The organism is Microbulbifer mixtoriginis (SeqCode), assembly GCF_052467945.1.
On the sequence record NZ_CP174328.1, the window covers coordinates 706,806 to 728,952 of the forward strand.

A 22,147-nucleotide genomic window follows, 5' to 3' on the forward strand; every position below is an offset into this window, starting at 1 on the left:
TTCAGCAGTTACGTCAAAAATCAGGCCAGGTTCGCCAACTGCGTCGGGAGTGACCACATTTGGCAATTGTAATGGCTCTACCTTAACCCGCTCTGAATTAGTCGACCTTATGCACTAGTGGGGAGAGCCTACTGTACTAGCAACCTATTGGTCCAGTTGCTTTTCTAACGCTGTTGTCAGGTCACGGCTGGCCTGTAACGAGCGCAACATTGCAGGAATATTATTCTCAAGGTTGAGGTTAATAATCAGGTCTCTTTCTGAATCCATTGATTCACTACGCCCGACAAGTTTTAAGTTGAGTAATAGGTCTCCACTGGGAGGATATTGCAAATTGCCTTCCAGGGTGCGGAAGTCATAGTCTTCAAGGGCATTTGAGATCAGTTTCAGTTGGGGATTGCCCTTGAGCATCTGCTGAGAAAATGCACCATAATATCTTAGCTCTCCGCCAGGCTCGACTGCTTCCAAATGACCATTTTTAACGGTAATCCCTTGGGGGCCTGTGGTAATAGGTATGGTTAAGTTTAGACGTCCTTTGGCCTTGAAACTTTCCGATTCGGTTTCTTGAGCTAGCTTTTCAAGAGATACATGCTCTGCGTACAAGGTACTGTTGCGCTCTATATTATCCAGATTCCAATACAAAGCTTCGGAAGACAGTTTTCCATCAAGAAACTCTGCAGAAAAATCGTTTAGGATAAGATCTTGTGTTTTATTTACAGACAGAGAAAAGGACAAATTATTTAGAGGTAATCCTGCGTTGATGGATTCTATAGTCAGAGGCTGTGGTTTAGATGTAAACCATTTTCCTCTATGAGTTTCCACCAGAACATTCCCATTAACTCCTGCAGCGAAGCTACTATCGTAGATCGCAGCGATATTAGTTAAACTTATGTCGATAGTATCAGTTGATTGGCGAGGCCATGATATAGCGCCACTGGCAGAAAGACCCCCAGAAACGATATCTAAAGGTAAGCCTTGGAAAACCTTACTGAGGGGTGCTGCGGAATTGAACTCAACATATGGCAGTGAAAATTGAAAAGCGCCAACTGCTAACTCGATATCATGATGCAAACTTGATGTGAGTTGTAAATTACCGGCCTTAACTTGGCTTTGTCCCTCAAGCTTACTCCCGTCCAGGGAGAGAGAGCCAGTAAGAGAAGTCTCAAGGGTATAATTTTCAGGGGTAACGACCTTAAGTCTGTTACTACTAAAGTCACTGCTGAACTGTGTGCTATCTCTTGAAGATATTACTTTTATATTATTCAGATCTAGTGTTCCAGATAAAGTCGCATGCTCACTGGAGAGATTGCTAAAATGGTTGCTTGATTTTTCAATAATGCAACTTTTGATACCTGATAAAATTTCACAGTTGACTCTAGGTGCTATAAGTTCCGCTTCCCTAATCTTGAATTCTTTAGCTTTCAGCTCTCCAAGTGAGGCTTTAACTTGTTCCAATTTTAAATTCTGAATGTTGCCATCTTCCTGGAAGTGAATGGTAGATGAAATATCCACTTTTCTGAGAACAACACCCGCGGGCATATCAATTATTACAGGAGATTTGGCCTCGAACTTAAACCTGCACTCGGTAAAATTTTTGATGTTGCACTGAATGTGTTCAATTTTTGAAGAGGCTGAATTAGGGGTGTTTTTGGCTTTTAGCTGAGTGACAATTAATCCATCGTGAATTTGTAAGTTGAAGGAGTTGGATTCCGAGGGGCTCCCGGTAATATGAATGTTCTTCTTAACTTCGGCTTGAATATGATTATGATTTAACCCGCTGGTGAGTAAGGGAGACTCTTCTTTCAGACCGGTTATTTTTGCATCAAACAGTAAATTGCTTTTTGGTAAGATAGTTAGACGAATTTGCTCAAGCCAGTTTTTATTTATAGACGATGTTTCGGTAAAATTTAAGTGAGCCTCACTTTGAAAACTCAGATATCCTTTGGGATTGGTAATTTCGAGTGAAGGAAAGTAATTCTTAGTCAAAAGGGGCTTGATTAGTGGTTCTGCGCCAGCCAGATCGACAGAGCCCTTCAATTGGAACTTAGGGTTGGGTGTTAGATCGCTATATTCGAACCTAAGATTTGCCAAAAGATTTTTGCTGCCTGAATCTTTTAGTGTTGAAACCTCAATTGAGCCAGAACCAGTGACGGACTCTAACTGAATAGGATTTAGAGTCTTTAGTTTGAGTTCTATGGGTGACTGAGTTGACAAGTGAGCTTGTATCTTTTTATTGGAAGATTCAATGGGTAAGCTCAATCCCAGGTTATCACTCTCAACTTTAAATAGAATATCCTGATAGTTTGCCTTGGATAAGATTTCGTCTGGAATGAAGGCGCGAGCATTAATCAGTATATTCCCACTGGCTCTCATCCCATCTACAGGGGTTTCGGTCAATACTTCAGAGATGTTTAGAATCGACTCAATGGAATTTAGGTTTGATGATGCACTCGCATCTAGTTTCCATTGATTTTGATGGGTTTTGGATATATCTATTTCCAGTCGAGAAGGTTCTTTAATTAAGTCAGAGCTTATTTCTGTAACTGTAGTAATGTCGCTTGAAGTCAAATTGGCTTTAAGTGAAAGTTCGTGATTTCCGGTTTTGATTGAGCTGAAAGGTGTTTGTATATGGATCTCTGTATTATGCCGGTTAATTTTCAGTGGGCCAGCCTTCAAATCATCACCAAATTCAATTTCTCTTACGAATACTGATCCAGGTATAAAGCTTATTATATTCTGAGTTAAATTACTTAAGGTGAGAGTGTTTTCTTTAGAGGGTATCTTTTCAGTTTTGTTAGGTTTGCTTGACGTAGAGTTTTTTATTTCAGAGTATGTGAGTTTGCCAATTGATAGCTCAATCTTTTGCGTATTATCCCGATCAAAAATAATATGAAAAGGATAGAGTATTTTAACCTTGTTCAGGATAAGGTTATTTTTTCGGTTGGACTGAAGGCGGACTTGTTCGATAGAAGCTTCCTTGATGCCTAATTTCAATCCGGATAATTGCTGAATAACAACTTCGCCTGCAAATAGGTTGATCATCTGAGAGACAACAATATCTTTTTTCCACCAACTACCAACTAGAAAGGTAGCTAAGAGTACTGTAGTCACAATGATAAGAATACGGGGTTTTCGCACTTTAAAACTCTTAACTTATAGAGTGGAGGTGATTTCGTATAATCGCTAGAAAACTGCAGCAGTCATGTAACGGGTTAATAGCGTCTTTTGCAGATCTGTAACAAGATATCTTATCAGACTGTCAGGATAATACTTTGTGAGAGTTAGATTATTGACTACAAAGATGGTTCACCTGCCCACCAAAATGAGAAATGAATGCTGGGTCATAAGGTGTAAGCCACTCTGTCCTGTAGCAGTTTTAGGTGTCATTGCATCTGTTATTATTTTCCGGCTTTGGGTGTAAAAGCCAGAAAGCAACAGGCTTAGCCATGCAGTCCCATTCGAATGAAGTATTAAGGCTGTATTGGGTTTTGATAGCAATGCAGATACATCATGAGGGAGGGGTATCTTGACCTGCAACACCTGGAATCTTTTGTAGGCTCACTCAGTGATTAAGGTGTATGTTAAATAGCTTGAAGCTATCAGTAAGAGGCTTATAATTGCTTTTGTTGTGAGGGTTCTCACGTACGATAGGGGGCAGTCCGCACGTGGTTAGAGTTGCTGTCCAGGCTGAAATCTGCCACAGGAGTGGCGGGCGGGTAACTAGAAGTTTTCATTGATTAGAAGATAGCCGATCAGTTTACCCCTACGAAACCACTGCCTCTGTCAATGGACCAACATACAGTCCAAGAACCCCATTCTTATCAAACTAAAAATATAAGATTTTTAGTCGGTGATTGGTGGAGAGAGGCTTAAATAGCTAAAAAATTGACCATCCGCTAGAGGGATAAACACGGCGATGATTCTGGGTGGGTATTGAATCTGTTTAGGAAGCGTTGCTTGAGCTGTGCAAAATGAGCCTAATTTGTGATTGGTAAACGGGGGATGGATCTTAGAGATATTCAAGATTAGAAGAGGTATTATCTATTTATGTTTTCTTTAGCCTGTGTTGGCATATACGAGCCCAATTTACACGGAATTAATCTTCCATGGGGGCGAATTGAATGAGGATATTTAAAAAATGCAAGACGCTCAGCCGAAGACTATTTACCTCAAAGATTATCAAGTACCAGATTATCTGGTAGATAGCACAGATCTTCATTTTGAATTGGAGCCCAAGGCGACTCTGGTAAAGTCACAGCTAAAAATCCGTAGGAACCCCAAGGCGGGTCAAGGTTTGCCGCCTTTACTTCTGGATGGCGTCGATTTAGAGCTGTTATCTATTGCAATTGATGGTTCAATTCTTCCCGAGGTCTCATATCAAGAAACCCTCCAGGGATTGTCTATATTGGTGGATAAGCCTGAATTCATATTGGAAATCCATAATAGAATTAATCCTGAAGATAATACTTCTTTAGAAGGTTTGTATCTTTCAAATGGTATGTATTGCACACAATGTGAGGCAGAAGGGTTTAGAAAGATAACTTTTTACCCAGATCGTCCGGATGTGATGTCGAAATTCACCACTACTATCGTTGCGCCAAAAGATCATCCTGTATTGCTATCCAATGGTAATCAGATTGATTTTGGCGATTGTGAGGATGGTCGTCATTTTGCGACCTGGGAGGATCCTTTTGCGAAACCATCTTATCTATTTGCTTTGGTGGCAGGGGATTTGGAAAATGTAGAGGATACTTTTACTACTAGTAGCGGGCGTGAAGTAAAACTGCAAATTTTTACTGAAGCAAAAAACATCGGTAAATGCGAGCATGCCATGCGCTCCCTGAAAAAGGCTATGAGTTGGGATGAGGAAGTATATGGCAGAGAATATGATCTAGATATTTTTATGATCGTGGCGGTAGATCATTTCAATATGGGGGCCATGGAAAATAAAGGGCTAAATATCTTCAATTCAGCTTGTGTGCTGGCGAGTCCTGAGACAGCAACCGATTCTGCCTTCCAGAGAATAGAATCTATCGTTGGGCATGAGTACTTTCATAACTGGTCGGGAAATAGAGTTACATGCCGGGATTGGTTTCAGCTCAGTTTAAAAGAAGGTTTTACGGTGTTTCGTGATGCCGAATTTTCTGCTGATATGAATTCTCGGGCTGTTAAGCGTATCGAAGATGTTTCACTATTGCGAACCAACCAGTTTGCTGAAGACGCGGGCCCCATGTCTCACCCAATAAGACCAGATTCTTACATAGAGATTTCCAATTTCTATACATTAACAGTATATGAAAAAGGTGCGGAAGTAGTCCGGATGTTGCACACCCTATTGGGGAAGGAGAAGTTTCGCAAAGGTAGCGATCTCTATTTTGAACGACATGATGGAAGTGCAGCAACCTGTGAAGATTTTATCCTGTCGATGGAAGATGCTAATCAGGTAAACCTCACCCAGTTTCGACATTGGTATAGTCAAGCTGGAACTCCACTCTTAGAGGTTACAGACAGCTTTGATCAAGCAACGGGCAGATATAGCCTTAAAGTTTCTCAGTCTTGCCCAACTAGGGCGAACCAGGATAAAAGTCTACCACTTCATATCCCGATTAAAATTGGTTTGCTGGATGTGGATGGAAATGACTCTATCCTCAACAATGAAGGGGGCATTGAGGAAGTTCTAGAGGTTACTCAGCCCGAGCAACTCTTTGAGTTTAGTGGATTTCGGGAAAAACCCCTGCCATCACTTCTGCGTGATTTTTCTGCGCCTGTCAAGGTTCGTTACCCCTATACCGGGAAACAGTTGATTTTCCTGATGCGTAATGATTCAGATACGTTTAACCGTTGGGATGCATCGCAGCGTCTTGCATTTATGGCCCTTACACAACTACAGCAAGACTATCGTAGTGGAGAGGCACTTCAGTTACAGCCTGAACTGATAGAGGCATACCGGGATGTACTAAAAGATAGCACACTAGATCCCGCCTTAGTGGCAGAAATACTACGATTGCCAAGTGAGCAATCCGTTGCAGAGATAAATGATCTTATTGATGCTGAAGCGATAGTTGTAGCGCGAGATTTCGCCTTAAAAACTTTGGCAACGGCATTGGCTCCTGAGCTGTTACAAAGATATACAGCGTTGGATCACCAGAAACCCTATAGTCCCAATGCAAAAGATATTGCTGAGCGAAGCTTGAAAAATACTTGCTTATCTTATCTTGCAGCTACAGAAAAAGATGATGCGTTAAATATTGTACAAAAGCAGTTTGAGACAGCTGGGAATATGACTGATAGCGCCGCAGCACTTAGTGCATTGATTAACTACGGAAGTGCTCCGAAGGTTGATTCGGCAATACAAGAATTCTATCAGCGCTGGAAAGATGATACTCAAGTTGTGGAGCTTTGGTTAGGGCTGCAAAGTAGCAGTGCCCGAAACGGAACTCTTGCCAATATCAAAAATTTAATAAAGCATCCCTCCTTTGAGATTAAAAATCCAAATAAAGTTCGAGCGGTACTCGGTGGCTTTGCTAATCGAAACTTTAAGCAATTTCATAAGGAAGATGGTAGCAGCTTCTTCTTTATTGCTGAGCAGGTCGTTATGCTAGATAAAATTAATCCACAGATAGCAGCACGGCTTGTTGTGCCGATTACACGCTGGCAAAAATACAGTGATGATCTTTCGGGTAAAATGAGAGAGGCTCTTCAGGGTATTCTTGATTCTGGCGGGTTATCTAAGGATGTTTTTGAGGTGGTGAGTAAAAGTATAAACTAAAGCTCAGTTGTCAAGTTCGTTTAATGGGGCTATAAATTGCCCCATTTTTGACTTGAGCGTGAAGCACTCTAAATTTCTTTATAATATTGGTCTTATCCGCTCGCTGCCAAGTCTAACTAAGTTAAGTTTTTCGTTGAGTAGTTTTAGTTCGGTGATGGATGTATAGTCAGGACGGAACTGCTGAATTTTAGAGTTATCCAGAACATGTGCTACTACAGAATTGATTACCATAAAGTGGCAAAATACTATAGTGTCTTCTTGAACACTTAAAAGATAGTGAATGATTCCGTCACGCCACTTCTTTTGTTGTGTATTGTTGGGGTCCCAATTCTGATCTAATAAAGAACGTAGCCAAGGTAAGCGTTGTTGTAGTGTGACCCCTTTGGGTGTAGGAATTTCGCTGACTCTGTTTTCTAAAGTAACGATTTTCCTCCACTTCTCTGCTAAAGGTTGTGCAGTTTGTTGTGCGCGTAGTTTGGGACTACTAACTATATTGAGATCCGTATTTTCAGTGAAACTTTGAGCTAAAGTTGAGGCTTGTTTATGTCCCAAGGTGGTGAGAGTTGGGTCAGGTATTAGAGGACCTTTTGCGGCCTCACCATGACGGGCAAGTAGAATTTTTATCATGCTTTTGATTTTATAGGTATTTATTTAAGGCTTCATTGGGAATATCTTGCCATAAGTTGAGTAAATCCGTGGCATTAAATTCTCTAGAGGTTGAATTTTGGCCTAATCGCTTACTGTTGGTGCCTGAATAGACATCCCAATCCCCTCCAGGAGTACCTATTTCAGCAAAGCTAAGCCAGGATCCCTGAATAGAGGCGCTGAGCAGATGGGCCTCGGTTTCTCCACCGTACAGCATCTTAAGAGAATCTTCGCCATGGGTTCCAAATACATAGCCGAGCTCTACTGCATGACAAGCCCCTAACAGAGGTTGAGAGGCAAGGGGTTGTGTGAAATGGTAGTGAAAACAATTGCCGGGATATCCATTGAGATGCCTGAGGCCTGGGAGGGTAAATACCATATCTGTAAGCATTAGATTCCAGGTTTTACTCCATATTGGCCAATGATTATCTTTAGTTATAGAGGCTTGTTGATAATAATAATTGATAATGGGTTTTAGCTTATCTTCAGGAATTAACCACTCTAGGTGTTTACAAATCTTTTGATAAGTAAGTGTATATATTTCCGGATTGGATGCACTAAACAAATTCCATTCTTCTAGATTGCTTCCTAAAAGGAGTGGGAGGCCTTTTTCCGTTGGTTTTCTACTAAGTTTTTTATCTTCTATAAGTTTATTGTCAATAACGGGTTTAAACGGAAGTTTTCCCCATTTTTGATGTAGCTGTGTAGCTTCTAGAATTTTTTTCTGTGCTTGTAAAAGTTCTTTTGCTGTATAGTGATAAAGTGATTTTCCTTTACTTATTTTCCTGAGATGAAAAGTAAAGGCTTCTGCCATCTGGTTTGCCTGCTCGATAGAGTGAAGGGCTCTGGGGTGGCCGCTTTGCACAATGGCACGAGCATATAATCCTTGGCATTCAGAAATATTCAAAATAGAGGCGATACTCATAGCGCCTGCAGACTCGCCAAAAAGTGTAATATTGTCTGGGTCTCCACCAAATACGGAGATGTTATTCTTTACCCACTTAAGTGCGGCAATTTGATCCAGAATGCCCTCATTACCGGTAGAGGGAATCTCGCTGATGTCCTTGAGGCGTAAAAACCCAAAAGAGCCTAGTCGATAGTTGAATGTAATGATGATGGCCCTGCCACTGGCAGCTAAGTAACTACCATTGTAAATAGGTTGACAGCCAGAGCCCATATAGAAAGATCCCCCATGAATCCAGAACATAACTGGAAGCTTCTGTGAGGGCTTGACTGGAGGAGAAAAAATGTTGAGATGTAAACATTCCTCCCGCTCAGGAATTTCGCCATCTCGTCCTCGGACTTCCATTAATGTGGATGGGTTTTGCGCAGCCGGCATGCCGAATTCTTCTGCATGATATGGAGTTGTCCAGGGGGGTAGCTCTTCAGGAGGACTCCAGCGTAGTTCTCCTACGGGGGGGCGGGCATAAGGTATCCCAAGAAACTTATGGATCCCCAATTTCAAATCACTTTTACCGATGATGGGGCCAGAGCTAGTTTCAATTATTGGCGTCAGATTTTTATTTAAGTGTTTGCCAATATCTGGATCCTTAGTCATTTCTGGCGCCCCTATCTCTAAAGCGAAATCTCAGATTTGTTTTTTCAGTGTGAATGGTTGCATGACTGTTACAGGCTCAACTGAAATCATATTTACAAAAAGGCGCTGTTGGGGAGTGCATACTTCTACCCTGAGTGTAATTTTAATGAGGTGAATTATAATTTAGTCAGCGGATTGCTGGCGGTGGGGTATTAGCTGTCTATTAGTCTGAGGTTTGTTTAGATTAGGGTTTTGAAGGATGATTAGTCATGGGGGAGTACACTGCTGGTCGGGTATTAAGCGATGGCCTTAAGAAGTGGTTGGAGATTTCATGAATTTTATGTTGCAAGCTGATTGGTCATGTTACATTCATAAAAAATTCATATTTTCAAATTTCTTGTCTTTGAAAACGCTGACTTCACTATTTATAACGTTTATGAGAAACATACCTCGTTTGAGATAATTTGTCCCACTTTTTAGTCGCTTGTTATTCTTATGAGATTGAAGATCTTCATGCGTTCCCTTAATGATGACCACTGTAACTTAGTTTGTGTGTTTAGTGATCATGTCCAGTGGATATATTGTGGTGGAGAGATGGTTGCTTGTTGCTTGGGCTTCGCATTCAAATTGATTTTTTGAAGTTTAGAAACTGCCTCTTCAATATTGCCATTCATTGCATAGATGATACTAATTACTGCTGCTATGCGATATAAAACTTCGTTACTTGAGTTTGGTAAACTTATCTCTAATTCTCGGTTTGGTAACTGTAGGGAAACCGAGTTATCATTGTCGTTTGCGCATGTTTTATTGATACGGACTTCGGCATTAGTGCTTTCCCCAAATAGAATAACTCTTCGAGCGTGTTTCTTAGCCTTTTGGAATATATAGTCAAAGCATTGAAGGTGTTCTCCAACTATTGCAATAGCAGGACCGGTTAAACCTTCAAAGATCCGGGAACACAATTTGGCCATGTCGGCTACTGAAGTTGCCGTTTGGTTAGTGGACGGTAAATCAATTTCAGTAATTAAAGATATTGTCGGTTTAATACGATGTGTAATTGGCCCAGGCTTCATACTGAGGGCACTTTGCGTAACTTCAATAATCGCAGCTTCATGATCCTTATTTAGACTAGCTAACACAGATGGGGCTGCTATGCATGAGTTGTCTGCACCAGAATTGGTTAGAACTTTATCCTTTGGACCAAGTGTATGTGTGATCATGTTTCGTATAGGAAGCCTCTCTGATGTTCCAGTAATAGCAATGACTTCACCATCGAAACGCTCGCGGGCTGCAAAACCTAGCTCTATGATCGTCTTAAGAGGGTCATCCACCTTTAACACTGGCAGTCCTTTAGGCAGTCCGGGGATAGGGCGTGAGACTATAGCTCCGGAAATCCGGTCAGCAAACGATGGTAGTTTTTTGTGAGAATCCCAGAATTTTGCTGAGACCTTCGGAATCGGCGCATGGTAGGAGCGATCCAAGTTTGTATGTGCAACGAAGAGAACTGGCTTTGATGATGCTTCAATAAGTCCACTATCTGAAACTACACTGCTTACGAACCACTCTTTATCTTTAGGGGGAGGTTCCAGCCAGGTGCCTCCAGAGATAGCGGCCAGCTGTTCTGCATTCCAAGTTTGCCCAGGTAGATGATCATAAATAATGTCTGGAAACTTGGTTCTATAAACTGGAATTTTGCTCTTTTGGTATTCACGTTGCGGAGTGAGGCTTAGTTTGCTCATTACTCCTGGAATAGGTATTGGCTTGATTTTAGTTTTATTGGAAATCAAACCGACATATAGATGTAGCTCCGCATCACTAAGATCTCTGCTTGCAGGGGCTCTAAGCCCAAAAAAATCGCGGTAAATCGTGTTGGGCTCCCAGTGGCTAGTGGGGAGCTGCCAGTCACAGGGGTCGTGGTCCATAGAGGTTCCCCAGCAGGGCATGGAACTCTGCAAAGTTGGTATAGCGCGGAAGTCCAGTCTGAAATTCTCAGAGAGTTTACTTTCGATTTTCCAAAAGGACTCCACCCATAGCATCTGCCGGGATATAAGCTCTCTAGGAGTTAATTTAACCCCCAGTAGCACTAGAGGGCCAATTTTTTGGGAGGGGATTTGGGCATCAACAGGTACCGAAGGAACCTGCCATTGGGGGTTTATTGGGCGTTTTGCCAATATCTTTTCTTGCCGATAAGTGGTTTTGCTACTAATAGAGAGTTTTCCTGCCAGGCGTGAGGGCGGAGTAAGCTTTAGATTGGCTGTGCCGTCTTCACATAAATGGAGTTGAGTTCCCAGTGACAAACAAATTTGGGAAAACCTTTTACAGTGTGCTTTAGCAGCTTCACCATATAACTGCTTTGAGTAGCCAAAACCAGCTTCAACAGGAGCAAATGTAATTTGCTCAATGCCACTGGTACTTAGATGCAGGCGAAAAACGCCACTATCGGACACGCTTTCACGGATACAATCAAAGAGTAAGTCCCCGGCACCGTGGATAATAGGGCGCTGTTGATAGAGTTCTATACCTTGTAGATTGTAACTGCCAGAGCCCAGAATACCATCTGCGCCAGCCTCTATAATTTTGTGGGCTGCGATGACTTGCTGCGGACAGGGTTGAGCCTTATGGTTTGCTTCCCAGTGCACGGCTACCAGAACCACCTGGGCTTTCTTGCGAGCTGCAGTAATAAGGGGCCGCAGAGTGTCGTACCATAGCTCTGGTACTGATAGGGGGAGGTGAGCACAACCAGGATGCGTGGGGCCGGCAGCATAACGAGGCTGGGTGGCATCAAGAGAGAATATCGCTACATTGATATTTCCAGCAGGTCTGATTACAGGGCTGAGTGCCTCCTCTAGATTCCTGCCGGAACCTGAATGTCCAATCCCTGTGCAATCAAGCCACTGCCCCTGTTCCATTAATGCGGCAGGCCCATAATCACCACTGTGATTGTTAGCAGTACAGGCTATATCTATTCCTGCATTAATGAGTATGGACAGCATCTCTGGTCTAGCGCGGTAATAACATGGGGAGGCCTCTCCCTTTGGAATACCCTGCTCACCGCTAGTGGCGATCACGCACTCCAGATTGATAACGCTGAGATCGGCATTATTCATTGCTGGGACATGCCCCAGAACCTGTTCAATGCCCAGCTGGGCTGTACGGTAGTGTTGTCTGCGCCCCAGATTTACATCACCGCCCCAGGCAATCACTGGCTGATCTTGAACGATAGGGGGCGCGGTGGCTTGCCCATCAGTAATGATTTTGGAATGGTATAGATTGGCGGTTGCCCCTGTTTTTTTAGGTGCTTGGGATAAAAGATATTTCCTATAGGCGATCAAGCTAGAAAGACAATGACTCACTTCGTCTAATCTGACCCTGAAGTTTTCATGACGAGTAAAAAAACTGCCAGTGACTCTCGTCGGATTCTTAAAGAACATGGCAATCTCAGGCCAAAAATAGCCGTTTAATAGGTGATTGGCCCTACCATGTAATGCACGATAAAAGTGTTCAAGATCAATTTGGTCCAGTAGATATTGATATGCCTCTTGAGTGGTTAGATCCGAGATCATCTTTGCCGCAGCCACCATTAACTCGAGTAACCTTGGGGATGCAGTTATATGCTTCTCGACAAAGTCCAGAATACTGGCAAAGTTACGGATACCGAACTGATAGTATTTCTCCTTCGGCCTATAAATCGTGAGCAGATTTACACAGTGGCTCACCCAGTGATCGTGAGTGCGCCAGTGCTCAGTCGCTATAAAATGATCCAAGCTTTTCTCTACCAGTGTTAACCAGCGCGGATTCTTATCCCAGCCATAAAGGCATATTAATGCGAAAGCCGCTTTACCCAGAGGGTTATTCGAGGCCGGTTGTTGTTTAATGGTGAAAGAAGAAAACTCCAGAACAAGGGGAAGCTGCCCAGTGTTCAGGTTTTGTATAAATTCTATGCCCCTGGCTAATTGCTCCATCAGGTCTGCATAAGTCCTGCACTGCAAAGCCTCAGAATATTTAACCAGGGCTAATAGGCTTGCCGCGTTACTAGCTAGGTTGATTTCACTATGCTGTTCTACCCAAAAGGCAGCGGCTTCACTTGTGTTTGGGAAAGTTATTTGGATTAATTTAGAGGTAAGATATTTCAATGCCTCCTCTATGGCTTCCAATAGAGAATACTCTTTGGTGACTTCCCAGGCCTCAACCATCGCGCAGATGCTACTTGCGTGGCATAAGTTTTTGTCATTGATGATCTCTTGATCGAAACAGGCATGCCATCCATAGTGAAAATGCCCACTGGGCTTTACCTGACCAGCTAGATAATGGCTGCTACTTTCAATAATCTTTGTAATATTCTGGCTATCCAGCTCTTCAATAACCCGGCGTCCAGTATTCATTCCCGATTCATATAGGCACAAAGGCTCCAGTTCTTTTTCGCAAAAAAGCCCTGCAGTGGTCAGAAGTACAATGCTTCGTTCATCGGGGAAATCCAGATCTTCTTGCTGGTTAAAACGTTTCTTGAAGTATGAAGTAAAATTCTTTTCATTGAGGAATCCATGCTCGATTTTATCGCCGCCATGTAGCATGGCATTCCCGTTAAGCTCTTGTTCGAGAAAAGCAAATTTGCAATCGACATCCAATGCAAGGCCGTAGCGGAAGTAGGAGCGCTTGGTGTCCTGGAGAAGTTCATGTAAACCGGCAAGAGTCATTGTGCTCCTGCGGGTAACCCAATCTACCCGTAGCCAGTAGGGTTCTATTTTGGAGCTTTTAGCTGCCCTATGGGTAATTTCAGTGAGAGTCTGCCAAGCGCTTGGGAAGTCCTTAGCGTGGGTGTGCCGTACTTGAGCTCGTTGCTTGGCGTCACTGATAGAAAAAAAAAGCGTATAGGGTGGGCTGAGATCACGCAGTGCCCGTTCTACCATGGGGCGTGCTCGTCTAAGCATGCTGGATAGGGACATGTCGCTATTATTCTCTGTGGATCGGGGTGACGGCTACATTATTCGTATAGCTTTGCTGGGTAACTAAAAGAGGACTTTCCTGCTGGAGTATAGACATGCGAACAGATTCTGCTGGTAATGAGAGAAATCTTGCAGGAAAAATCTGATCAGATAAATTTTTTATGAATATAGAAAATTAGGTTTTCAAAACTAATCCACTTAGATAGTATTAGGGATACCGCGCTTAAGAATGGAAGGCACGCAAAGTGCCGAAGGTTCTCACAATTAACCCTTAAGCAACTTAAAAGGGTTAACTCCAGGTTGAATGAGTTTGCAGGTTATACGCTTGCCAATCCCTAAAACCCGAAAGGCGACCCTTTCGGTTTTTTTGTCAGAAAACTATTAACCGACCAATTAAAGATTGGTTCTCGCGGTTGATTACCCTGTCGACTTTTAAGGCGGCACATGGGCGTTAAGTCTGTGCGAAGGGTTGTCCTCCCTGGTTTTGTTTGAATCTTACTACCAGGTGCGGAGCTCAAAGAGTCTTAGAGGACCTTTAGAGATCAAGGAAGAAATAGAAGTGGAGTATTAGGCAATGCGTTGGAATTGGTGGCAGAACCTCAGGGGATTTCCTCCTCTGGTCTGGATAATATTAGTAGGCAGTTTTTTTAGTCGTGGCACTTATTTTATGGTTTGGCCTTTTCTGGCCATTCTTCTTTTCAATAAATTTGAGTTGGGTGCAGCGGAAATTGGCTTGATTCTCAGTGCCTCAGCAATTGGTGCGGCGCTATTGGGCTTTTTTGTGGGGGCCTTGTCTGATCGCTATGGGCGTCGGAATATCCTGCTATTAGGTTCGCTAATAAACTTATGTTCTTTTGCGCTGTTGGCAGTGACCCAGACATTAGCGGGATTTATTCTGGCGATGACTCTTTGCTCAATTGGTCGCGCCGTTTGGGAACCGCCAGCCAGCGCATTGATTGGCGACTTAATGGATAACCAGGCGAGTCGTGAGTTAGCTCTGCAGCTGCGTTACTTCCTTATTAATGCGGGAGCGGCATTAGGGCCCATTGTTGGTGTCTGGGCGGGGCTTAGTGCGCAGCAGTCCACCTTTGGCTTAACTTCTCTCAGTTATCTGCTTTTGGCGCTGGCGTTTATTTGGGGATTTGCAAAAACAGAGAAGGGACAGCTCTCAAAGAGCAATGGTGATGGTTCTGTCGATTTAGGCAGTACCCTGGCGATATTGCGCAGGGACCATGTGTTTATGGTGGTGATTTTTGCCAATATTCTCACGATGTTTATCTATGCCCATATGGATTCCAGTCTGGTGCAATATCTGACACGGGCGGAGGCTCCGCGATTGGTTGAGCTGATATCCAGTATGATCTTTGTGAACGCAATGACCATCGTGTTATTGCAGTTTCCACTCATGCAGTTGATGCGCAAGCTGGATATTAATGGGCGAATTATGATCGGGCTGGTGATATTGGCCGCGGCACAAATGTGGTTTGCCCTCAATCCGGTGCACTGGTTTTGGGGCTGGATGGGGGCGACCTTTGTCCTCAGTTTGGCTGAAGCGATTCTCTTTCCAACCATGAGTGTACAGATAGATCGGTTGGCGCCTGAGCATTTACGCGGTACCTATTTTGGGGCCTCTTCCTTTTACGCTCTCGGTTGGGCCTTGGCCCCACTGGCTGGAGGGGTGGTTCTAGAGTGGTGGGGTGGACCGACGCTTTATTGGATGTTGCTGGCGCTTTGCGGTGTAGTATTCGTGCTTTATCGCACAACAGCTTACCTCTCCCGCCCACAGTGGCCGGAGCAGAAAGAGCAGACAATCTCTTCAGGTGAAAGTGCCAAAATCACTGGATAGTTAAAAAGAGGTTTTTCAGATATAGAAATAGATGGTGTCTGTGAGGCATAAAAAACGGGAAATCCAGTAGTAAGCGTGGAGTTTCCCGTTCTGATTTGCCTGAGAAAATCCCCGACAAGAATATTGTCGGGGAATTTTTTAGATCTCTGCGGCGAGGCGTGAGCCTTGGTCAATGGCGCGCTTGGCGTCGAGCTCCGCGGCCTCGTCAGCACCACCGATCAGGTGGGTCTTCACTCCGCGCTCCTGCAGTGCTTCATAGAGTTTGCGAGCAGGTTCCTGGCCGGCGCAGACAATAATGTTATCCACCTCTAGCAGTCGCTCTTCATCGCCTACTCGAACATGCAATCCCTGCTCGTCAATTTTGTCGTAAAGAGCACCGGCAATCATCTCAACCTTGCGGTGTTGCAAGCTGCCACGGTGAATCCAGCCAGTGGTTTTACCCAGGCCCGCACCCACTTTGGTGGTTTTACGTTGTAGCAGATAAACCTGGCGAGGGGTGCTTACCGCTTCGCGGGGTTTCAGGCCAGAGCGCTGTTCCAGCTCAATATCCACACCCCATTCACTAAAGAACTCTTCTTTATCGCTGGCAACCACTTCCTCTTCGGTAGAGTGGGGGCCGTCGTGAGTCAGGTATTCCGCTACGTCGAAACCGATACCGCCCGCGCCGATAATGGCCACTTTTTCGCCGACTGGTTTCTTGTGCTTCAGTACGTCCAGATAACCCAACACCTTGTCGCTCTCAATACCGGGGATCGGTGGAGTGCGCGGCTCGATCCCGGTGGCGATTATCACTTCGTCAAAAGACTGCAGGTCTTCTGCGGTAGCGATAGTGTTGAGTTTGACCTCAACGCCAGTCACTTCCAGGCGACGCTTGAAGTAGCGCAGGGTTTCCTGGAATTCTGCCTTGCCGGGAATCTGCTTGGCGATATTAAACTGGCCACCGACTTTGTCGCTGCCTTCAAACAGGGTTACCTGGTGTCCGCGCTCGGCGGTAACGGTGGAGGCAGCCAAACCAGCGGGGCCGGCACCGATAACAGCAACTTTTTTCACGTTTTCGGTAGGCAGGTAGTTCAACTCAGTCTCATGACAAGCGCGTGGGTTGACCAGGCAGGAGGTGAGCTTCAGCTGGAAGGTGTGATCCAGGCAGGCCTGGTTACAGCCAATACAGGTATTGATTTCATCGGCGCGGCCCTCTGCGGCCTTGTTGACGAAATCGGAATCTGCCAGGAATGGACGCGCCATGGAGATCATATCGGCCTGCCCGGAGGCCAGCACTTCTTCGGCCACTTCCGGCACATTGATGCGGTTACTGGCAACTACCGGGATAGACAGGTGCTGTTTCACCTTGGCGGTAATATCGGTAAATGCGGCGCGGGGTACATTGGTGGCGATAGTGGGAACGCGCGCTTCGTGCCAGCCAATACCGGTATTGATAATCGTGGCGCCGGCTTTTTCGATAGCCTGGCCCAGGGCAACCACTTCGTCGAAGTCACTGCCGTCTTCCACCAGGTCCAGCATGGACAGGCGGTAGATAATAATAAAGTCTTCGCCAACAGCCTCGCGCACACGGCGAACGACTTCGATCGGCAGGCGGATACGATTCTCGAAGCTGCCGCCCCACTCATCGGTACGCTTGTTGGTGCGCTTTACGATGAACTGGTTAATAAAGTAACCCTCGGAGCCCATGATCTCTACGCCGTCGTAGCCGGCTTCGCGGGCCAGGGTGGCGCAGCGTACGTAATCATCAATCTGGCCTTCGATTTCCTCACTGGTCAGCTCGCGCGGAGTGAAAGGGTTGATCGGAGCCTGGATGGGGGAGGGAGCAATCAGGTTTTCGTTGTAAGCGTAGCGGCCGGTGTGCAGGATCTGCATACAGATTTTGCCGCCTTCGGCATGAACGGCCTCGGTCACTTCCCGATGCTGTTGTGCCTCTTCTGGGGTGTTCATTTTAGAGGCACCCTTAAATACGCCACTCTCTTCGTTGGGCGCGATACCCCCCGTTACAATCAGGCCAACGCCACCGCGGGCGCGCTCAGCGTAGAATGCCGCCAAACGGGTAAAGCCACCGGGGTGTTCTTCCAGGTTGGTGTGCATGGAGCCCATCAGCACCCGGTTTTTCAGGGTGGTGAAGCCCAGGTCCAGGGGGGCAAGCATATTAGGGTAGGCTTGGGACATGGCAAAATTCTCTTCTTGTAACCTTTGGGGTTCATTTATATATGCAAAAAAGTGCATATCGTTGCCCAGCAGGATAACAAGAGCCTTTGACGCGAAACAGTGACCTTTCCGGTCGAATTCAGTGATCAATTCCTGACGTTTTATTAAGCTATTTGCGTCCCATTCTCATTTGGCTGAAATGCTTGTTTTTAAAGGGATTTTGCTCTGTTCACTTATACAGCCAAAACCGCCAGAAGTTGCTCTCGCAGCCAGCGATTGGCGGGATCTTCTTGTAGATTTTTGTGCCACAACAGATGCCAGTCCATTAGGGGTATTTGGAACGGCAGTTCAAATAGGCGTGCCGAATACTGACTGGCCAGACTCGCTGGCACGGTCAGAGCTAAATCTGTGCGTAATACGATTAAAGGCGCAACTCGGTAGTGTTGTACACGCAGTTTGATGGTGCGTCGCCGCCCCAGTTTGTTCAATGCTATATCCGCCAGGCCAGGACCCGTGCGCCTACTGGAAACATGGATATGTTCCAGTTGTAAATACTGTTCCAGTGTCAGGCTCGACTCCCCAGCCAAGGGATGCTCATTGCGCAACATACAGAGATAGCGGTCTTGGTGCAGGCGCTGTTGTTGCAGTTGGGGCGCTGTTGCCAGAGGGACATCCAGGGCGAAATCCAATGTATTGGCTGCCAGCTCCTTGGCAAGTTGATCCCTGGGTACATGGAATGACTCTACTGTCACACCCGGCGCTTCTTTTTCCAAACGCTCCAAGAGGGGCGGTAGCAACAGGGTTTCTGCCATGTCGTTCATAGATAGTCGTAATGTTTTGCTTGCCAGGGCGGGATTGAACTGGCGGTGTTCATTCAGGCTGGTACCCAGTAGGGAAAGGGCCTGCTGCACCCTGGGCATGATGGACTCCGTAAGAGGGGTGGGAGTCATGCCGGAGGGGCCGCGAATAAATAATGGGTCGTCCAGGGTACGGCGCAGACGTGCCAGGGCATTACTCACTGCCGGCTGGGTGATATGCAACTGCTCAGCGGCTCGGGTGAGGTTGCCCGAGTTATAAATGGCCTCCAGAACCAAGAACAGGTTCATATCCATTTTTTGCAACTGCATCTGTGCCTCAATCATAACCAGTGTGAATGATCATATATTCGCACAATAAACTTTGATGATTCAAACGAGAGGACTAGGGTTGGAGTTCCACAAAAAGAGGAACTCGCTGTGGCCGAATCAATCGTGGTGCGCCATGGACAGGCGTCCTTCGGCGCCGATGATTACGACAATCTTTCCGATATCGGTTGGCAGCAATCCCGCTGGCTGGGGGAATACTGGCGGGGCACTGGCCAGAAGTTTGACCGGATTTTCTGCGGCAGCCTGCGCCGTCATCGGCAAACTACCGAGGGTATCTGTGCAGGTCTTGGCATCGATTTAGAGAGCCACTTGACGGTGGTTCCCCAATTGAATGAGTTCGACTTCCTTGAAGTAGCTCGCCTCTACAGTGAGAAAAACCCCGCAGCTACACCTAAACCCGATGCACCCCGTGCCGACTTTTACCGCTTTTTAATGCAGGGCATGCTCGCCTGGTCCGCAGGGGAAATCGCGCCGGCAGAGAGTTGGCAGGCATTCGAAAATCGCATTCGTGAAGTTTTGGATTTAATCAGCGATAGCCCCAAAGGCAGTAAAACTCTGGTGGTCAGTTCCGGTGGGGCTATTGCCATGATGGTGCGGCAGGTATTGGGCGGTCCTCCCGAGTCGGTGATCAAACTCAATATGCAGATACAGAATACCGGCACTACCCGTTTTTTTTCTAGCGCAGGGCAGGGGCTCAGCTTGAACAGTTTTAATCACGTGCCTCATTTGGAGAGAGATGAGCGCCACACTTCCGTGACTTACAGCTGAATTAAAACCTACAACACAATTAAAGGTGAAAAGACATGGAGTTTGAATATTCAGAAAAGGTACAGGGCCTGTTGGAGCGGCTCAAAAACTTTATGCAGGAATATGTGTATCCCGCTGAGAGTACCTATATACAGCAGTTGCAGGATGACCCCTGGGGCGAGCCCCCTATTATGGAGGCTTTAAAAGAAAAAGCCCGTGAGGCTGAGCTGTGGAATTTATTCTTACCCGATTCCCGCTATGGTGCCGGCCTTACCAACTTGGAATATGCGCCTTTGGCGGAGGAGATGGGCAAGGTCTTATTTGCCTCAGAAATTTTTAATTGCAGCGCCCCGGATACCGGCAATATGGAAGTGCTGACCCAGTACGGATCGGAAGCGCAGCGGGAAACCTGGCTGAGGCCATTGCTGGAGGGCAATATTCGCTCGGCATTCGCCATGACCGAACCCAAGGTGGCCTCCTCCGATGCTACGAATATTGAAACTTCTATCGTGCGCGATGGCGATAAATATGTGATTAATGGTCATAAATTTTATATTAGTGGCCTGATGAATAAGCGCTGTAAGGTCATGATTGTGATGGGCAAGACCGATCCCACTAATCCGGATCGGCATCGCCAGCAATCGCAAATCCTGGTTCCCACAGATACCCCTGGGGTAAAAATAATTCGGCCCATGCAGGTATTTGGCTACGACGATGCTCCGGAAGGTCATGCGGAAGTGATTTTTGAGAATGTTCGGGTGCCTGCGTCTAATCTGATTTTCGGAGAAGGGCGTGGTTTTGAAATTGCCCAGGGGCGTTTGGGACCGGGCAGAATTCACCATTGTATGCGTCTGATTGGCCAGGCCCAGCGCGCCCTGGAAATGATGGCAGGCCGCGCGGAAAATCGTATTGTGTTTGGTCGCCCGATGAGCAAGCAGGGCTCAGTGCGGGAGGATATTGCCAGGTCTGCCTGTGAAATTGAGCAGGCACGTTTGCTAACTTTAAAAGCTGCGGCGCAAATGGATCGGCTTGGCAATAAAGCGGCCAAAGACCTGATTGCCATGATTAAAATTGTTGCACCGCAAATGGCCTGCAAGGTGATTGACCGCGCTATCCAGATTCACGGTGCGGCAGGGTTGAGCCAGGACTATAGCTTGGCCCACCACTATGCTTACGCGCGGACTATCCGTTTAGCCGATGGACCAGACCAAGTACATATGATGCAGCTGGGACGTAACCTGGCTGCCCGTTATGCCGCAGAGATTGCACAGGGAGAGGAGCATGTCTGAAACCGTAAAGGAGTCACGTAACTCAGTGGAAGCTTTGCCGCTGGAAAAGTTGCAGGAATACCTCAGCGCAAATGTTGAAGGTTTTTCCGGGCCACTGAAAGTCAGTAAATTTTCCGGCGGTCAATCCAATCCCACCTTTAAGCTGGAAACGCCTTCAAATACCTATGTATTGCGTCGGCAACCCCCGGGAAAACTATTGAAATCTGCTCACGCAGTAGATCGTGAGTACCGTGTTATGTCTGCACTGGCAGATACCGATGTACCGGTGCCCAAAGTTTTTCATTTATGTGAAGACCGGGATCTGATCGGCTCCATGTTTTACCTGATGGAATACTGTGAGGGGAGGATTTTCTGGAATGCGGCAATTCCCGAGGTAGATGCTCCTGCGCGCAGTGCTATGTACGATGAAATGAATCGGGTGCTTGCCGCATTACATAGTCTCAACATCGACGCCATGGGGTTATCCGATTACGGCCGCCCGGGAAACTATTTTCAGCGGCAGCTGGAACGCTGGAAGGGGCAATACCGGGCTTCCGAGACACAGCCTATTGCGGCGATGGAAGAGTTGATTGAATGGCTTGGCAGTGCGCTTCCGGAAGACGATGGTCGGATAGCTCTGGTACACGGTGATTACCGCCTCGACAATATGATTTTCCACCCTAAAGAAGCCAAAGTGATCGCCCTGCTGGATTGGGAACTTTCTACGTTGGGCCACCCATTTGCCGATCTTGCCTATCAGTGCATGCAAATGCGTATGCCTGCTGGGGGTGACAAGATGTCCGGCCTGTTGGGGCTGGATATTGCCTCGCTGGGTATCCCCTCTGAACAGGCCTATGTTGCCAAGTATTGTGAGCGTATGGGGATTGAGGGCATTGATCACTGGCCTTTTTATTTAGCGTTTAGTTTTTTCCGTTTAGCGGCGATAGTCCAGGGCGTGGCCAAACGCGCACAGGATGGCAACGCCTCTAATCGCAATGCGGCCAGCCTCGGCGCCCTGGTAGCGCCACTGGCACAAACGGCAATGAGCATTGCCAGTGAGGCGAGTTAGTTAGAAGGTCATCTCGATACAATTTAT

The 22,147-nt window shown here is 46.1% G+C and carries 11 protein-coding genes; 5 read left to right on the top strand and 6 right to left on the bottom strand.

Features of this window, described 5'->3' with window-relative positions; all coding sequences use genetic code 11:
• Nucleotides 1–144: 144 nt before the first annotated feature.
• Complete coding sequence (locus tag ACJJIJ_RS02995; RefSeq protein ID WP_444938602.1) at nucleotides 145–3,135, bottom strand: intermembrane phospholipid transport protein YdbH family protein; 2,991 nt, start codon at nucleotides 3,133–3,135, stop codon at nucleotides 145–147.
• Nucleotides 3,136–4,135: 1,000 nt separating this feature from the next.
• Here ACJJIJ_RS02995 and pepN point away from each other — a divergent pair.
• Nucleotides 4,136–6,766 (top strand): aminopeptidase N, encoded by a 2,631-nt coding sequence (pepN, locus tag ACJJIJ_RS03000; protein ID WP_444938603.1) that lies wholly within the window; start codon nucleotides 4,136–4,138, stop codon nucleotides 6,764–6,766.
• Nucleotides 6,767–6,844: 78 nt separating this feature from the next.
• Here the strand turns inward: pepN and ACJJIJ_RS03005 are convergent, their stop codons facing one another.
• From ACJJIJ_RS03005 to ACJJIJ_RS03015, 3 genes are all read right to left on the bottom strand, one after another.
• Complete coding sequence (locus tag ACJJIJ_RS03005; protein ID WP_444938604.1) at nucleotides 6,845–7,393, bottom strand: histidine phosphatase family protein; 549 nt, start codon at nucleotides 7,391–7,393, stop codon at nucleotides 6,845–6,847.
• Nucleotides 7,394–7,403: 10 nt separating this feature from the next.
• A complete protein-coding gene (locus tag ACJJIJ_RS03010) occupies nucleotides 7,404–8,969 on the bottom strand; it encodes a carboxylesterase/lipase family protein (RefSeq protein ID WP_444938605.1) in 1,566 nt (521 codons plus the stop codon).
• 542 nt (nucleotides 8,970–9,511) lie between these two features.
• Complete coding sequence (locus ACJJIJ_RS03015; RefSeq protein ID WP_444938606.1) at nucleotides 9,512–13,891, bottom strand: CapA family protein; 4,380 nt, start codon at nucleotides 13,889–13,891, stop codon at nucleotides 9,512–9,514.
• Nucleotides 13,892–14,465: 574 nt separating this feature from the next.
• Here ACJJIJ_RS03015 and ACJJIJ_RS03020 point away from each other — a divergent pair.
• Nucleotides 14,466–15,737: an MDR family MFS transporter gene (locus tag ACJJIJ_RS03020; protein WP_444938607.1), complete on the top strand. Its 1,272-nt coding sequence runs from the start codon at nucleotides 14,466–14,468 to the stop codon at nucleotides 15,735–15,737.
• 138 nt (nucleotides 15,738–15,875) lie between these two features.
• Here the strand turns inward: ACJJIJ_RS03020 and ACJJIJ_RS03025 are convergent, their stop codons facing one another.
• Together ACJJIJ_RS03025 and ACJJIJ_RS03030 are read right to left on the bottom strand one after the other, a co-directional pair.
• Nucleotides 15,876–17,912, bottom strand: coding sequence for an NADPH-dependent 2,4-dienoyl-CoA reductase (locus tag ACJJIJ_RS03025; protein WP_252085102.1), 2,037 nt, complete (start codon nucleotides 17,910–17,912; stop codon nucleotides 15,876–15,878).
• Between the two features lie 212 nt (nucleotides 17,913–18,124).
• Nucleotides 18,125–19,018: a LysR family transcriptional regulator gene (locus ACJJIJ_RS03030; RefSeq protein WP_444938608.1), complete on the bottom strand. Its 894-nt coding sequence runs from the start codon at nucleotides 19,016–19,018 to the stop codon at nucleotides 18,125–18,127.
• Between the two features lie 108 nt (nucleotides 19,019–19,126).
• Here ACJJIJ_RS03030 and ACJJIJ_RS03035 point away from each other — a divergent pair, with 108 nt between their 5' ends.
• From ACJJIJ_RS03035 to ACJJIJ_RS03045, 3 genes are read left to right on the top strand one after another with little or no spacing between them, the layout of a single operon-like run.
• Nucleotides 19,127–19,804, top strand: a complete 678-nt coding sequence (locus ACJJIJ_RS03035) for a histidine phosphatase family protein (protein ID WP_444938609.1) — start codon at nucleotides 19,127–19,129, stop codon at nucleotides 19,802–19,804.
• Nucleotides 19,805–19,839: 35 nt separating this feature from the next.
• On the top strand, nucleotides 19,840–21,072 hold the full coding sequence (locus tag ACJJIJ_RS03040) for an acyl-CoA dehydrogenase family protein (RefSeq protein ID WP_444938610.1): 1,233 nt from the start codon (nucleotides 19,840–19,842) through the stop codon (nucleotides 21,070–21,072).
• Nucleotides 21,065–22,120: a phosphotransferase gene (locus ACJJIJ_RS03045; protein WP_444938611.1), complete on the top strand. Its 1,056-nt coding sequence runs from the start codon at nucleotides 21,065–21,067 to the stop codon at nucleotides 22,118–22,120. The genes ACJJIJ_RS03040 and ACJJIJ_RS03045 overlap by 8 nt, the downstream gene beginning before the upstream one ends.
• Nucleotides 22,121–22,147 lie beyond the last annotated feature (27 nt).